Genomic DNA, 16,599 nt, shown 5'->3' with positions numbered 1-16,599 from the left:
ACTAACCCTGTTTGAAATTGGTGTTGTGTGCTTGATTGGTCTTTACGTGATTGTTGATTTGCTGTTTTAGGTTAAAGTCGGTATTTGGTTCTGCGGTTTGTTCGTTCATAAGAATAAAGTTGGGGCGTTGTTTTGATTCAATAAATAAGCGACCGACATACTCCCCCATCAAACCAATTGACAAGAGTTGTATGCCACCAAGTAATAATACAACGGTCATCAATGAAGGGTAACCTGCCACTGGATCGCCCCAGAATAGTGTTTTACTGACAAGTACAATCGCCATCATGACCGAAATTATTGATGTCACAACCCCAGCTGCAGTTGCGATGCGTAGCGGTGTAATACTGAATGAGGTAATGCCTTCAAAGGCGAGGTGGATCAGTTTGGCATAATTCCACTTGGTCGTACCAGCTTGCCGTGCGTCACGGTCAAATTGCAGCATGCAGGTATTGAAGCCTGGCCACGACAGCAAACCTTTCATAAATCGATTTCGTTCTGGTAAGGAATTAATCACGTCAACGACTTTTCGATCTAATAATCTAAAGTCGCCAACATTACGAGGTATGTTAATATCCGCGAGGCGATTAATTACGTTATAAAATAAGTGTGCCGTTGCGCGTTTTAACCAACTTTCACCATGACGTTGTTTGCGTTGCATGTTCACTACATCATAGCCTCTCTTCCATTCATCAACCATTTTCGGGATAAGTTCGGGTGGATCTTGTAAGTCGGCATCCAATAGAATAACCGCACGGCCTGCTGAATTCGCCATGCCTGCTGTCATCGCGGCTTCTTTGCCAAAGTTACGACTGAGTTGTATGCAACGTACTCGATGATTATTAGCGGTAAATCCAATGACTTGTGACCATGATCCATCATTGCTGCCATCATCAACATAAATGATTTCGCAAGGTTGGTGTAAGGTATCAAGGACGGCGACAACACGTGCGTGACAATCGATTAGGGCTTCATCCTCATTAAAGAATGGGATCACGATAGACAACAAAGGCGGTGTTGCGCTTTTAGTTGCCTCTCTGTGTTCGGTAATCGATGTGATACTGGCTGGCATATTAATATTCCGAAGTGGATAGCAATGCATACAGTGTAGATATACCCGTGTGGAATTAATGTTTTCGACATGTTTTTTACATTTTTACATTATTTCGACATCAGATTTGTCATAATAATGGGGTATTTATTTATTGGATTGAACGGTTATGAAAATTTTATTAGTGGAAGATCATCAAGATATCGCCGGTATTATCTTTGATTTCTTTGAAATAAAAGGTTACACCTTAGATTATGCGCAAGATGGTGTGCAAGGCTATGAACTCGCTAGTCATAATTTTTATGATTTAATTATCTTAGATATACAAATGCCCCGTATGGATGGTCTGACTGTTTGTCAAAAGCTACGCGAGCAAGGGGATGATACGCCTATACTGATGTTAACTGCCCGTGATACCCGTGAAGATACGTTAGCAGGGTTTGATTGTGGCGCGGATGATTACCTTATCAAGCCATTTGACCTTGATATTTTAGCGGCTCGAATTCAAGCTTTACACCGCCGTCGTAGCGGTAAAAATGCAGCTAAAGTATTAACCTTTCAAGAACTATCGTTAGATTTGAACACACATATTGCTGCTCGTAATGGCTGTAACTTTGAATTAAATCCTACTCAGTTTACGATTTTAAAACTGCTGATGATGCGCAGTCCAGAAATTGTGACTAAAAATGAAATCATCAATGCGATTTGGGGCGAAGACGAGCCTGAAGGTGATATTTTGCGCAGTCATATCTATCAGTTACGTAATCAAGTCGATAAACCTTTTCAGCACCATTACATTAAAACCTTATCAAAGATTGGTTATCAACTGGTCTCGGTAAATAATTAGTCGCAGGGAGTTATTATGGCGAAAGTTCGTTCGGCTAAACAGCTTACATTTATCTATTTTTCAATTGTGGCGTTTGCGATCATCATGATCCACGCTACGGTGCTTGATTCTACACTCGAAAGTATTGAACAATTAAGTATTCAGAACCGACTGTTACTGCAAAAAGAGTCGATAGTTGAAAAATCCAAATTAGCGGATCAAACTCGTTCGTTTAAAATCGATGAATTTACAATGGGCTATAGGGATCGTATTACGTTACCTGATCTCGTGGATGAAAACATATATTTTCCTATCGATGAAGCGATTGAAATTGAGCAGCGTAATGCTTTAGGTACAGAATTATTTTTGATGAAACTTGCCACGTCGAATCCACAAGCGCCATTCATTTACGTTGTTCATCGTGATCCGGCGTTTGAACTGGGTGAAGAACAGATCATGTGGACGCAATCATGGCAGTCGTTGACGTCATTGTTGTTATTGCTTGTCGCGCTACTGGTGGTGATGCGTATTTCAGATCGATTAACCGCGCCGATATCGATATTTGCCAAAGAGATTGCGCGTCGATCACCGGATGATACGAGTGATATCGAGCTACCAGCGGGAATCGCGACTAAAGAGTTGTTACAGCTTGTTGATAGCTATAACAAGAATCAGCAACAGAAAAATGCATTAATTGAACGGGAGCGGGCCTTTAATCGCATGGCTAGTCATGAATTGCGGACACCATTAATGGTCATTCAAGGGGCGACAAACTTATTGAGCTACAGCACTGAACCTGAGTTCATAAAAAAACAACAAGTGCGCTTACAGAGTGCCGTAAATGAGATGAATGATTTTATTGATGCATTGCTGTCTTTAACGAAATCGGAACAAGATTTAGCACTATCGCAAAGGCCGTTAGATAAAGATGAAATCATGGTGAGTGTGAATGCGCACAGTGCGCTACTTAATACAAAACCTGTTGTTGTTAATGTGATAATAAAGCAAACACCGTTGATTATTATTCCCGAAGTCGCGTTAAAATTATTACTCGGCAATTTATTAAAAAACGCCTTTGCATGTACTGAATCGGGTGAAGTGAAGGTCGTTGTCGATAGTAATTCAATTGCCGTTATTGATACCGGTGTTGGTCTTTATAAAAAACAACGAAATGAAGAAGGACATGGGCTAGGTCTATTAATTACCAGAGATATTTGTCGTAAATACAATTGGCAATTTGAGCTGAAAAATAATGAGGCTGGTGGCTGTAGCGCTATCATATACCTGTAGTTTTATTGACTACTTACTGAATACCCAACGGTCAGCTAAAAAATAATTAATTAGCATGCCCAATATAATACCGGGGACGATTGCTATGATTGCAGCGCTCCCAGTGAGTGATAAACCCGACACTAATAGCCAATAGCAACATAAGTTAGGAATTGCTCCAATACATGATGAGCAGAGAAACTTACTCCACTCTTGAAGTAAACCTGAGTTATGCTCAAATTGCTGCTGTTTAAACGTAATACGGCGGTTGAGTAGCCAATTACTGTTTACGGCAAACAAAAATGCAAGTGTTCGTGCGACGAATAAAGGCATTAATGTAGAGAATACTATCATTGTGCTTACATCGACGATAAAACCAATGCCACCGACACATGCAAACTTAATATATTTGATATTCATGTTGAATCTTAGCTAGCCCGTGTAGAAACCGTAAACCTAACATCGAACATGTGTAAAAAACGTGAATAACAACATCTGCAGTGCAAGCGCATGAGAGCGATATTTGGACGAAAGCGCCTGTGGCATTAGCAACTGTCTACGATCAACTTTCAACTAGCAAGAGTGGATAGTCTACAATAAGAAATCTTCATAAATAGGGTTGAATACCGTGGCACTATTTATTAATGCATTTGCTGTTAGGGCTGGCACACCGTAAACTTCAGCTCTGACCTGATGACGGGCTTTTATCGTATCAAGCAGGATCGCAAAGTCACCATCACCAGAGAGCAGGACGACAGTATCGACTGACTCTGCGACTTGTAGTACATCAATAGTAATGCCAACATCCCAATCACCTTTTGCGCTGCCATCACTGCGTTGGATAAAGGGTTTTAATTTCACATCGAAACCAATATGTTTGAGTGCATCTTGGAATTTACGTTGCTGATTATCACCTTTGTCAATCGCATAAGCATAAGCAGTGACAACGTCACCTTGTAATAATAAATGCTGCCAGAGCTTGCGGTAATTAAACTGACGCCCATAAGTCTGGCGAGTGGTGTAATAGATATTCTGTACGTCAACAAATACGGCTATTTTTTGCACGTGCAACTCCTGTTATTCCGCGGTGGATTTATTTAGTTCTATGATAATGGATTATGCTTTGTTTGCGTATTTCGCGAGGTACTGATCAAGCGCATTGCCAAATGCTTGTTTATCTTTTGACCCTAATGCTGGTGGACCACCAGTCATCTCGCCACTCGCTCGCATTGTGTCCATGAAATCACGCATGTTTAAACGTTGACGAATATTGCTTAATGTATATTTTTCGCCACGTGAGGTTATCACATGCGCCCCTTTTTCGATAACCTCAGCAGCTAATGGAATGTCAGAGGTAATAACAAGATCATCTTTAGCGACTTTTAATACGATGTGGTCATCTGCAACATCAAATCCAGAAGGTACTTGGGTCATTGATATATAAGGAGAAGCTGGTACGCGTATCCAGTGATTTGCGACGAATACGAGTGGTATTTTTACACGTACTGCAGCACGAAAGAGAATTTCTTTCATTGGAGTAGGGCATGCATCCGCATCAACCCATATTGTAATATTGTTTGGCATATAGCCTCATGCTTATTTAAAGAGGGATATTTTAACGTATAAAAAGATAAAAATGTTGGTGAGTTGATATTTATTAACCATACTTAATTCATGCTCATTGGGAGACTATTATGTATAAGAATTATCTTTTTAAGAGATTGAAAATTATACAAAAACTCACTGATAACAACAATATGAAATCTTCTTTATTGTTTATTATGATATCATCAATTAGTTATCATGCGTCAGCTTTACCGCATCATCAAGTGTCGATGCTTGGTAAAACAACGCATATGACAAATAGCATGGATACAGTCAGCGATGAACACTATGCATATGTGAATCATCGTAATATACAAGCAGATAATCTATTACCAAAAATTGATGCTGTTAGTGACGTACCAGTATCCAAACAAGTACTGCAATTTTCGAGTCGTACGCGTTATTTAAATTGGCTTTCAGTGCAATATAGCTGGGATGATATTGCGCTTTCACGTCTATTACATCCCGGTGATAGTAGTGCTGCGGTACATGAGATCCATTCAAGACTTATTTTACTCGGCGACAGTGAAGAGTCACTACGTCCATCTGATGTTTATACCGTCGAGATGGCGGTTGCGGTTCGCAATTTTCAACGCCGTCATGGCCTTAAAGCAGATGCGATTATTGGTCCTGATACTTTAAAATGGTTAAATATTAATCCTCAGCGTCGAGCCGCATTATTACAGAAAAATATGGAAGAAAAAATCCATTTTATGGCTAATCTTAGTGATCGATATTTACTTGTAAACATTCCCGCTTATGAATTACTACTCAGCGATAACGGTAAAATAGCGCTGCGTTCGCGTGTGATCGTTGGAAAACCTAAAAAGCCTACACCAATATTAACAAGTCAAATCAGTAGTATGGTCATTAATCCGAGTTGGCGAGTGCCTCGGAGTATTTTAGAAGACGACTTATTACCGAAAGTAAAAATGAATGGTGAATTTTTTAGCCAGCGTAATTTTAAGGTGTTTAACTATCAAAACCAAACAATAGAAAAATCCCCTCAAGAGTGGCAGAAACTTGCCTATGGCCAATTTCCGTATCGACTCGAGCAAATGCCCGGTACCAAAAATGCGCTTGGTCGTTATAAATTCTATTTTCCTAATGATTTTAGTGTTTACCTACATGATACAAATAATCCGCAATTATTTAGTAATGCAAACCGGGCATTGTCGTCTGGGTGTATCCGAATTGAGAAAGTTGATGAATTAGCCAATTGGATAGCAAACAGTCTAGTTGATAATAAGCCGCTATGGTCACGACTAAAAACTACCCGAGAAACAACCAAATGGTTCCCTTTAAATGATGTTTTGCCCGTTCACTTGGTTTATTGGACAGCATGGATTGATGACAGCGGATTAAGCCAATTTCGTGACGACATATATGCTTTGCAGAGATAAAACTTGATCAAGTCGTAATTTGCATATACATTCCCCTGCTTCTGTATAAAAAGCGTCCAAGGTGGTTGAGTGTCAATAGTATGTCCAACACGTAGAAAGGTGTTAATAGGTTTAGGCGGATTAGCTGCATATTCAGTTATGCCAGTTCAAGCAAGTCAAAGTGTACTCGGTATTAAAAAATTAGGTTTTTATAATATTCACACGAGAGAACGTAGCGAGGGGAATTTCTGGATTGATGGTTTGTATCAACAAAATACACTCGAAAATTTCAGCCACTTATTGCGTGACCACAGACAAAATTTATCTGCACCGATGGACAAGCGTCTATACGAGCTGCTATATCAGCTTAATAAAACATTGAATGTTGCTGATGAATTTCATGTTATTTCGGGCTATCGATCACCTAAAACTAACGAAATGTTAGCAAGAAAAAGTAGTGCTGTTGCCACCAAAAGCTATCATATGCGAGGTATGGCAATTGATATCGCAATACCTGATGTGAACATATCGCATTTACGTGATGCTGCTATATCGTTAAAACTAGGGGGCGTAGGTTACTACCCTAAATCAGGTTTTGTCCATGTAGATACCGGCCGTGTAAGAATTTGGTGATTTAAAAGAGTTATTTAAATGTGGTCACTGCTTTAGCGTTGTTGTTAGTCCCGCCAGTACATGCGTCAGAAAATGGTACTCCGGTACCAATTAATTGATTATTTTCTAATATAACGTGATTTAGTTTAGGATTTAAAAAAGTAGTGAATAGACAAATTGCGATGAAATTTTCATTCTCATCAATAATCAGATTGTCTTTAATGATGGCATCACCATGTCCAGCTGCAATACCTATTGGTCGATAGCCTGAACGATTAGTGATATTTGCGATCACATTATCTACAACTTGATATCCGCCAAGCGGTGCAAAGGATGATTCAGTCGCGATGGTGATTGCAGCGTTAAATTTTAAATTAATATGGTTAATGCTATTACGGATTATTTTTACATTGTAGGCATTTGATTTTACGTCAATCGCTTCATTTCCAGTGTGATGAATAATGTTATTTCGTATCATTACGTCACTCACTGTGTACTGTATTTTCAATCGACGTCTGTCTTGAGTGTAGGAACCATCCCCGATATATATGCCCTCTCCAAAGCGGGGATTGAGCAACCCAGTATTAAATATGATGTTATCTTCAATTATATAGTGCTTACCACCGTAATACCGTGGTTTTATCGATATGGCTTGATTACCCGTATTAAAGACCCGATTTGATAAAAGTGAAATATTTGATGAATCTTGTATCAGAATTGCGTTTAAGCCACCGGTTATAATTAAACCCTCGATAATAATGCCATTAGAGTGTTTTATCGTTATCCCTGTTCCTGTGTAATGCCTACTTTTAATGGTGGTGCCAAGGTAATGCAAAGGACGTATTATTAGCGGCTTACTGCCACTATCGAAGTCTTCAATCATAATGGCAGGCTGCCGTTTATCAGCAAGACAGATTATATCACCCTCAATATATTGTTCTAAAGCGAGACTAAGTTTCGCAAACGAGGGTATAGAATTCGATAACTTCTTGTTTCCCATTGTAATTATTTTTGTACACTCACGTTCGGTATTTATTGATTCAGAATTTGCCGGGATGGAAAAAATAGCTATACATAAAATTGATATAAACCAAGATACTTTGTTTTTATATCGATTAATAACGTTATACATCATACCTAACCTTGCCGCAGGGTAATGTAACTGTGTTAAGGATAGCGCATTAGACTCACCTTGACTGCTAATGTAATGCCAAATTCTTACCTAGCGTCTAATATCATATTTATGCTGAATTAATTGTTATGCGATTATCTAAAATAAAATAGTACCTACATATTCACGGTATTATAACTTCCTAGTTGGATTTTTTATGAATGTTTTTATGTGGCTTGAAAAATATGGATTATTACTCATGCTGTTGTTTTGTCTAGGTGTTTTCGCACCTGACTTTTCAAATAAAATGAGCGCTGTGGACCATGAATTGGATGTGCTTACTAATAGCCTAGCTCAGAGTAATACATTTAAACAAGTCTTTTGGATTTTTGTATTCATGTTTTTTTCGTTTAGATTTTTAATAAACACCGAAATAAATAAATTAAAACCAGTAATAATATATAAAACATTTTTCTTAATGGTCATTTGTGCTGTTGCTTTGATGAGTGCTAGTTGGTCAAATTATCCATTTATTTCAATGAAACGTGCAATATTTCAAGTTTTATTTTGTATATCACTATCGGTAGGACTGTGTTTTTCTTATTACCATAAAAGTATTGAGTTAAATCTTAAGCTTGCAGTGATTATATGTATTCTCATGGTGCTGTTAGCCGTTTTACAAGGCATAGGATTAAATGAAAGTCTCCAACTGGCTGGCTATTCAAAATCTAAAAACACGATGGGTGTCAACTTAGTTGTTCTGATCGTTATAAGTCACATGTGGACTAAATCATTTAATATAAACAGTAAATTTTTAAATGGAATGCTTGTGTTACTTTTTATGTTACTTTTATTAACACAAAGTAAAACAAGTATCGTACTTTGTGTCATCTATATTTTGATGACACAACTTAGCTTGTTTAAAATAAAACTAATAACCTCCTCGTTAGCTGTAATTTTTTTTAGTGTGTTCATTTTAATTCCGGGGATTAGTTATCATATTAATGATTACCAGCATATTGCATTATACGTGGATGATGATTTTCTTACTGGCCGAGGGGTTATATGGGATGCACTGTATTATGATCTTGGATTTTTTGACGCAATAACACTGGGTTATGGTTATGGTAGTTATTTTGGTGTGGGTGTAATACCGTTCGTATTCGATGATAAATATAGTTTTTTGCAGTATGTATCATCAGCACATAATGGTTATCTACAATTATTATTACAATTTGGCGTTGTTGGTTCGTTGTTTATATTTATATTTTTAATTGTATCAATGTTAAAGTCTGAGAATAAATATTTACATGCTGCACTTATTATCCCTATCCTCCACAATATAACAGAGTCAAGTATATTTAGAGATGTGAACATAGCATGGTTTTTAATGGTCGTAATAATAATTTCATCAGGAATTTATCAAGTTAGACATGAAGTTAACAATGAATGTGAATTAATCAACGGCACCTGATTAATTAATTATCTGCTTCGAAACAGGTACTATACTAATGAGTAAAATCAATCAAGAGTTGAATAAAGGGATCCGTCACAGTCTCATTGGAAAATATTCGCTTTATCTGCTTCAAATCACCTCTTTATCTATTTTATCTCGTTTATTCACACCAGAAGATTTTGGTACCTTAGCGGCATTACAAGTGTTAATTCTGTTTTTTCAATTATTAGCCACATCAGGCCTTGCTCCGGCAATTATTCACCAAGAAACTATCTCAGTTAATCAGCGTGATGGTATATTTACTGCCACGCTTATTATTGGTATATCACTGACGTTATTATTCATTTATCTTATGCCGGTATTGGCGAACTGGCTTCAATTAACTAACGTTAACTTGTTAACATATGTATTAGCGTTGAATGTATTTTTTTCAGCGCTAGCAATGTTGCCTTTGGCTTCATTACAAAAAGACACCAAATTTATTATTATTGGTAAAGCTGAGATGTTGGCTGAAATAATGGCATTAATGGTCTGTATTCTGCTTTATTTTCTCGGTTTTGGCGTCGTGGCGTTAGCGATTAAACTGTTGGTCACACCGGTAGGCCGATTTGTATTTTATTACCATTACTCCGTTCAGACAGAAATAGGCCAAGCAAAATTTGGCACTCAGATAGCCAGTATTCTGCCGTTATTAGCGATGGCTAAATTTCAACTCGGTTTTAATGTACTTAATTTTTTCTCTCGGAATTTAGACACGTTATTGGTGGCTAAATATTTTGGGATCTCGACCGTAGGCTTTTATGAAAAGACCTACCAAATTATGCGTTATCCACTGCAATTGTTTACTTTTGCAATAAACCCCGCATTACAACCTGTATTGACACGTTATAAACACCAGCCAAATATCATTTTTTCTGCTTATTATCAATTAATTTATAAACTTGCAGTATTGGGAATACTGACAGCAAATATCATATTTTGGTATGCCGATGATATCATTTTCATATTATTCGGTTCGCAGTGGTTAGCTGTAAGTGAGTTGTTAAAAATATTGGCGCTGTCTATTCCGGTGCAAATGGTTTTAAGTTCTACAGGGGGCGTGTATCAAGCGATGGGCGCGACAAAAGAAATGTTTTATTGCGGTATATTCTCATCAATTGTAAACGTATCCGCTATCATTCTCGGCGTTTATACGGGTGAAATGACAGTGTTGTGTATGAGTCTAGTTGTGGCTTTTATCATTAATTATTTCCAATGTTTTTATGTTTTACATTATTATGTGTTCAAAATTAAAAGGTTGAAGTATTTTGTTCTATTGTCTTTATTAGTATTGATTAGTTTAGTTAATCTTTTGTTTGAATCAACCAATAGCGACCCACATGATTCGTTTAGTTTTTTGAATAGCCTTTATAATATAGCGAATGTAGTTCTCCCGATTGTAGTTGTTGGGGGGTTAGCGTTTTTGTTAAACCGAAAAATTAAACTTCAAGTGTAGTAACGCCGCTTTTTACTCTGTAGTGTTATATTCATTTATAAAAATTAGCGTCTTTATCAAACGCGCTAGGTTACGGCCATAAAAAAAATCACTGCTATAGTTAATGGAATATTCTATGTGTATTTATATAACCTAATTATGTTGTAGTAATAGAGAACAATTAACGGATTATCAATGACATATTCAATGGATGGGCGGAAAGTTTTTGTAGCTCAGTAGTTCATTTTGTTTAAAAATGAGTCTACTTTAAATTTATTAAGGAATCGTGTTTTGAAACCTGTTAATACATTTAAGGTAAGTTCTGATAATTATTATTTTATTTATCGTTTTTTAGATTTAAGTTGTATTACATTTTCTTTAGTATTTGTAATTAATAGTAATAGCCTTGAAATGACACAAGACTATATTATTGTTGCGTTAACCGCATTGGTCGTCTTTTTATATATAGCGGAAGCGCTTGATTTATATCAATGTTGGCGTGTTGGCCGGTTTATAACAGTGCTAATGACGGTTATTGCTGTGTTTATATCTTCATTTATTATACTTTTTGGAATAGGAGTATGGCTTGAAAACTCATTTCACTTACCTAGTTATGTTTTAAATACTTGGTTTTTCGGGTCATTTTTGAGTTGTTTTACGTGGCGAATATTAAAACACCAATGGTCTGTTGTACGCAGTAAACTCGGCATAAATCTTCGCAAAATGGCGATATTAGGCGCGACGTCAACAGGGGCTAATTTATATCATGAAATCAGTCATTGTGACGAATTAGGTTTTGATTTTGTTGGCTTTTTTGATGATAGAGAAACAGACCGTTTACCTAAAGGGTTAACGGTAATTAGTGATATATCAACATGTATTAATGACGCAAAAAATGGCGAAATAGATATCCTGTTTATTACATTACCAATTTCAGCGGAAAAGCGCATCGCCGAAATTATCAATTTATTATCTGATACCACCGTCGATGTATATGTCGTTCCTGCGTTTATGTTATCAGACGTTATGCATGGTCGTCTGACTCATATAGGCCAAATTGACGCACTGAGTATTTTTGAATCTCCTTATTTAGGCTCCAAAATATTGCTTAAACGATTTGAAGATATCGCCGTAAGTCTAATTGCGATAATACTGCTCTCTCCTGTGTACATTCTCATCGCGATAACGTTAAAGCTGACATCTCCAGGCCCGATATTATTTAAACAAAGTCGGTATGGGTTACGAGGCGAAATAATTTCTGTTCTCAAGTTTAGAAGTATGACGGTAATGGAATCTGACGAAAAAGTTAAGCAGGCTACAAGAGATGATAAACGTGTCACCGCCTTTGGTGCCTTTCTTCGTCGTAACTCTCTCGACGAGCTGCCTCAGTTTTTTAATGTATTGATGGGTGACATGTCAGTTGTAGGTCCACGGCCTCATGCCGTATCGCATAACGAAGAGTATCGTAAACTTATTCAATTTTATATGTTACGTCATCACGTAAAACCCGGGATCACCGGTTGGGCCCAAGTCAGTGGCTGGCGAGGAGAAACGGATACATTAGATAAAATGCAAAAACGTGTTGAATTTGATCTTTATTATATTTTGCAGTGGTCAATTTGGTTTGACTTGAAAATTCTAATGTTAACGATACTGACCTGTTTAAAAAAGTCGAACACTTATTAGTAACTTGTAGCGGTAAATCATGATGCAGCAGGAATTAGTGTACAAATGGAGCGGTCTGAATGAGAGTCTTTAACGTCAAATTGTACTGGTTTAGTTTAGCTTTATTGAGTGATGGTGTATTTGCTTACATACCTGATACACATATCACTGACGGTGGTTTATTTGTTAAACCATCTTTAGAAATCGGTGTTGTCTATGATGACAATATTTATAACGAGCAAGGAAGTGGTATCAGTAGTGTAATTATGGCTGTTATGCCGTCAGTTAATTTCAAAATGGACGATGGTATTAATTATTATAGCTTTGATATGACAGCAGAAAAAGGTATTTACGAAACAAGTGGCCGTGATAATTATACCGATGTTGAACTGGGCATGAATGCTCATATAGAGCCAAATGATACCCATCGTATTGACTTTAGTGTAAAAGGTGAGTGGTTAACTGAATCACGTGGGACCGGAAAAACTGAAAAAGATTTCGAAATTACAGCTGAACCAATTCTGTATGGGATAAACACGCTTGCGGCAGCCTATGAGTATGGTGCTCAACAAACAAAAGGTCGACTTGTTTTTGACCTTCAATATTATGAAAAAGAATACCGTAACTTTTATGCAATAACGAGAAGGAGTAATTATGATTCGCTTTTTTTCGGTTCTACTTTTTATTATTCGACTAGGGCACACACAGATACAGTGATAGAAGTTAATGTTGAAAAAATTGGCTATGAATACAACGCACCGGATGAATTCAATCGGGATTCGGAAGTATACACGGCACTTTTTGGCATGCAGTGGGAAGCCTCTTCAATCTTACATGGTTTTATGAAAATAGGTGTTCAAGCAAAAGAATTTGTTGACGGCCGTCGTGATGATTTTACCGGTTTTAGCTGGAATATTGGTGGGGTGTGGCGACCACTTACTTATTCTCAGCTGACATTTTCGACATCTCAAGCAACTAAAGATCCAGATGTTGAGGGGGATTATGTCCTAGAAACAAAATACCAGGCTGATTGGAGACATTACTGGGCGACATATTATTATACTTCTGTCGGTATCTATAAATATAAAGATGACTACAGTGGCATATCACGAGTTGATGATACCTATGGGTATTCACTAAAATTTAATTATGATTTAACTCAGAATTTTGCAATTACAGTCTTTGGTGAATGGGATAAAAACCAATCGACGAACACCGTGTTTGAATATGATAAAAATGTTGTTGGTGTAAGTTTAACGTTTACGCTTTAGGTGGCAAGCATGATTAAAAAAATCATTATTGGTATGTTGTTTGTTTTAATACAATTTTCGGTTATAGCAAATAATTTCTATATTTTAGGACCTGGTGATAAAATCGAGATTAAAGTCTTTGGTCAAAAAGATCTCACGGTGGACACATTATTAAGTAATAGTGGTCAAATTAATTATCCCTTTTTTGGTGAAATAAAGGTTACCGGCTTAACGGTTAAACAAGTAGAGAAACTTATTTACAACGGTTTAAAAGGCGATTATTTAGTTAACCCTAATGTCTATGTCCACGTTGTTGAATATCGACCTTTTTATATTCATGGTGAAGTTCAGAAGCCTGGTGGTTACCCCTATCAGCCAGGGTTGACAGTAAACCAGGCGATTGCTTTAGCGGGCGGATTAACCGAGAGAGCATCTAAAGATAAGATATATTTATTTAAGGAAAGCAATAAAAGCAAGCAAATTAACGCAAGCTTAACCTATAAAGTTAATGCTGGTGATACCATTTTGATTAAGCAAAGGTTTTTCTAATGGATAAACTTGAACAGAGTCTCAATAAATCGTCTGTCAATAATGACATTGTGTTACCTTCGCCGCATTGGCATGTGATCCAACGATATAAATGGCGGATATTTATTCTAGCTGTCTGTGTCTCAATATTCACAGCATTATACCTATCAACTAAGTCACCGGTATACCGTGCTTCTGCAACTTTGTTGATCGAAGCAGATCAAGTGCAAGCGGTTGCATTTGATTCAGTTCAAGGACTCAATTCCAATAGGAAAGAGTATTACTTGACCCAGTTTGAAATTCTTAAGTCTTATTCCATCGCCGAAACTGTATTCGATCGCTTAAATCTCCAACTGCAGCCATCATTTCAAAAAAGTGAAAGTTGGAAAGGTATGTTGGTCGGTCACCTACTAGAGGTTTTACCATCAATCAATTTCTTTGTTATTGACAACAAAGTCGATAGTGAATTTACCGAAAATATCGGTGCTGGTTATATTAATGGCGTATTTAAACTTGGTAGTGATATTAGTCGCGAAGAATTAGAAAGCCAAAAAGAGAAGAGAGCACGTTTAAGACAGTTTTCAAAAAGTTTAATTGTAACACCGATTAGAAAAACACAGCTTGTTAAACTTTCGTTTGACAGTGAAGATCCCGCTTTGGCTGCCTTGATCGCGAATGCCGTTGGAGAGGCTTATATAGCGCAAGATCTTGAGGTGAAATCGTTAATCAATAAAAATGCAGCTCATTGGCTAAGAAAAAGACTTGAAGATTTACGCGAGAGCCTTGATGTGTCTGAATCACGATTACAAGTATATCGTAAAGAACAAAATATCATTGATTTACAAGATCGTGGAGGCAGAGGCTTAACGGGTTTAGTGGGTAATGAACTAGAGCAAACCTCTCATCAATTAATTGAAGCCAAAAATGAAGTGAATCAATTACGGAGTATTGTCCGTGCAGTAAGTGAATACGGTATAAAGAACATGGATAAATTAGAATCAATACCAGAGATAACTTCGCACCCAGTGATTCAAAATATTAAAAATTTAAAGATGAAAGCTAAATTAAAAGTATCTGAATTATCCCAAATCTATGGGCGTAAACATCCTGATCTTATCGCGGCTAAATCTGAGCTTGATACGGTCAATAAACATCTGACCATTCAGATCTCTAAATTGGTGACCGGATTAGGTAGAGATCTTAAAATGAAACAAAGTAATGTTACTGCCTTAAAAAGGGAATATAAGAAGATTAAACGTGAATTTCAGGATGTCATTGGCAAGGATAATGAATACCAGAAATTAGTTCGTGACGTAGAAAGTAACCGTAAACTGTTTAATACATTCTTAGAACGTTCTAAAGAAACGGCATTAACCAGTGACTTTAATGCCGCCGTCGCACGTTTTACCGACAGAGCGCATACGCCAAATAAACCTATTACGTTAAGTACCAAGATACTTGTAATCATTGCTTTTGTATTGACGATTATTTTACACATTAGTTATTTATTGGTTAAAGAATATTTCACTGATAATTTTAACTCGGTCGGCGATATAGAGACCAAACTTGGTCTTCCAGTATTAGGTGTACTGCCTAAGATAGGTAGAAAACGCAACCAAGATTTAGATCTGCATTATTTCTTTGATGAAAAAGGCCGTAAATTTTCTGAATCTATACGCACATTACGAACTGGTTTTTTATTAGCACAAGGTCAACGGATTAATCAGGTTATTGGGATCATCTCCTCGCAACCGAACGAAGGTAAGTCCACAACGGCTACAAATATGGCTTTCTCGTTGGCTCAGATTGAAAAAACAATCCTTATTGATGCAGATATGCGCAAACCGAGTATAGCAAATAATTTTAATATACCAAAAGACAAACCTGGACTAGCACAATTGCTCACTGGTGAAGCGAATATAACAGACTGCATTACCGTGGATAAAGTATCCGGTGCACATATTATGGCCTGTGGGCCTACACCAAAAAATGCGCAAGAATTGCTATCCTCGAAACGGTTTAAACAGTTGCTGGGCAGTTTAAGGCAGTCATATGATCGAATTGTTATTGATACACCGCCTATTCAGGCGGTGAGTGATGCATTGATAATATCACTGCATACAGACGCAATTATTTATGTCATTAAGAGTGAAGCAACACGGGTGCGGTTAGTTCAAAATGGTGTTCGCCGTCTTGCTACAGTGGATGCAAATCTTGTCGGTATTGTGATGAACCACGTTAATACTGATGGTGTGTCTGGGTCTGATTATTATTATGGTTATTACAGTGATGATGATTACGCCGAAAAACCAGCCAAGTAATAGTGCGCTATAACAGCAAATATTTATGGCGAGATAACTACTTGCTGTT

The 16,599-nt window shown here is 37.2% G+C and carries 15 protein-coding genes; 10 read left to right on the top strand and 5 right to left on the bottom strand.

The annotated features are described in order from the left end of the window. Position 1: 1 nt before the first annotated feature. Complete coding sequence (locus MORIYA_RS04105) at positions 2-1,072, bottom strand: glycosyltransferase family 2 protein (protein WP_112712922.1); 1,071 nt, start codon at positions 1,070-1,072, stop codon at positions 2-4. 148 nt (positions 1,073-1,220) lie between these two features. Between MORIYA_RS04105 and MORIYA_RS04100 the strand changes: the two genes are divergently transcribed. Continuing rightward, the gene (locus tag MORIYA_RS04100; RefSeq protein ID WP_112712920.1) at positions 1,221-1,898 is read left to right on the top strand and encodes a response regulator transcription factor; all 678 of its coding nucleotides are present in this window, start codon (positions 1,221-1,223) and stop codon (positions 1,896-1,898) included. Positions 1,899-1,913: 15 nt separating this feature from the next. Continuing rightward, positions 1,914-3,167: a sensor histidine kinase gene (locus tag MORIYA_RS04095; RefSeq protein WP_112712918.1), complete on the top strand. Its 1,254-nt coding sequence runs from the start codon at positions 1,914-1,916 to the stop codon at positions 3,165-3,167. Between the two features lie 9 nt (positions 3,168-3,176). Here the strand turns inward: MORIYA_RS04095 and MORIYA_RS04090 are convergent, their stop codons facing one another. The 3 genes from MORIYA_RS04090 to MORIYA_RS04080 all read right to left on the bottom strand — a co-directional run bounded on the left by MORIYA_RS04090 (position 3,177) and on the right by MORIYA_RS04080 (position 4,718). After that, positions 3,177-3,566: a GtrA family protein gene (locus MORIYA_RS04090; protein WP_112712916.1), complete on the bottom strand. Its 390-nt coding sequence runs from the start codon at positions 3,564-3,566 to the stop codon at positions 3,177-3,179. A 171-nt stretch (positions 3,567-3,737) separates the two neighbouring features. Then, on the bottom strand, positions 3,738-4,211 hold the full coding sequence (locus MORIYA_RS04085) for a LabA-like NYN domain-containing protein (protein WP_112712914.1): 474 nt from the start codon (positions 4,209-4,211) through the stop codon (positions 3,738-3,740). Between the two features lie 51 nt (positions 4,212-4,262). After that, entirely contained in the window at positions 4,263-4,718 is a 456-nt protein-coding gene (locus MORIYA_RS04080; protein ID WP_174216961.1) for a YaiI/YqxD family protein, read from the bottom strand. Between the two features lie 185 nt (positions 4,719-4,903). Between MORIYA_RS04080 and MORIYA_RS04075 the strand changes: the two genes are divergently transcribed. Together MORIYA_RS04075 and MORIYA_RS04070 are read left to right on the top strand one after the other, a co-directional pair. Further along, the gene (locus MORIYA_RS04075) at positions 4,904-6,154 is read left to right on the top strand and encodes a L,D-transpeptidase family protein (RefSeq protein WP_232011503.1); all 1,251 of its coding nucleotides are present in this window, start codon (positions 4,904-4,906) and stop codon (positions 6,152-6,154) included. Between the two features lie 69 nt (positions 6,155-6,223). Further along, a complete protein-coding gene (locus MORIYA_RS04070) occupies positions 6,224-6,766 on the top strand; it encodes a DUF882 domain-containing protein (RefSeq protein WP_174216897.1) in 543 nt (180 codons plus the stop codon). Between the two features lie 10 nt (positions 6,767-6,776). Here the strand turns inward: MORIYA_RS04070 and MORIYA_RS04065 are convergent, their stop codons facing one another. Continuing rightward, complete coding sequence (locus MORIYA_RS04065; protein ID WP_174216896.1) at positions 6,777-7,880, bottom strand: right-handed parallel beta-helix repeat-containing protein; 1,104 nt, start codon at positions 7,878-7,880, stop codon at positions 6,777-6,779. A gap of 193 nt (positions 7,881-8,073) precedes the next feature. Between MORIYA_RS04065 and MORIYA_RS04060 the strand changes: the two genes are divergently transcribed. From MORIYA_RS04060 to MORIYA_RS04035, 6 genes are all read left to right on the top strand, one after another. After that, the gene (locus MORIYA_RS04060; RefSeq protein WP_112712908.1) at positions 8,074-9,330 is read left to right on the top strand and encodes an O-antigen ligase family protein; all 1,257 of its coding nucleotides are present in this window, start codon (positions 8,074-8,076) and stop codon (positions 9,328-9,330) included. A gap of 37 nt (positions 9,331-9,367) precedes the next feature. Continuing rightward, a complete protein-coding gene (locus tag MORIYA_RS04055; RefSeq protein ID WP_112712907.1) occupies positions 9,368-10,807 on the top strand; it encodes a lipopolysaccharide biosynthesis protein in 1,440 nt (479 codons plus the stop codon). A 270-nt stretch (positions 10,808-11,077) separates the two neighbouring features. Beyond that, entirely contained in the window at positions 11,078-12,472 is a 1,395-nt protein-coding gene (locus tag MORIYA_RS04050) for an undecaprenyl-phosphate glucose phosphotransferase (RefSeq protein ID WP_112712906.1), read from the top strand. Between the two features lie 59 nt (positions 12,473-12,531). Then, entirely contained in the window at positions 12,532-13,722 is a 1,191-nt protein-coding gene (locus MORIYA_RS04045) for an outer membrane beta-barrel protein (protein ID WP_112712905.1), read from the top strand. Between the two features lie 9 nt (positions 13,723-13,731). Further along, a complete protein-coding gene (locus MORIYA_RS04040; RefSeq protein ID WP_112712904.1) occupies positions 13,732-14,250 on the top strand; it encodes a polysaccharide biosynthesis/export family protein in 519 nt (172 codons plus the stop codon). Next, a complete protein-coding gene (locus tag MORIYA_RS04035; RefSeq protein ID WP_112712903.1) occupies positions 14,250-16,550 on the top strand; it encodes a GumC family protein in 2,301 nt (766 codons plus the stop codon). The genes MORIYA_RS04040 and MORIYA_RS04035 overlap by 1 nt, the downstream gene beginning before the upstream one ends. Positions 16,551-16,599: the final 49 nt, after the last annotated feature.

Origin of the sequence: Moritella yayanosii (genome assembly GCF_900465055.1) — a bacterium.
Classification (GTDB): Bacteria; Pseudomonadota; Gammaproteobacteria; order Enterobacterales; family Moritellaceae; genus Moritella; species Moritella yayanosii.
Note: the sequence above shows the minus strand (reverse complement) of the source record. Positions and strands in the feature narration are given on the sequence as shown.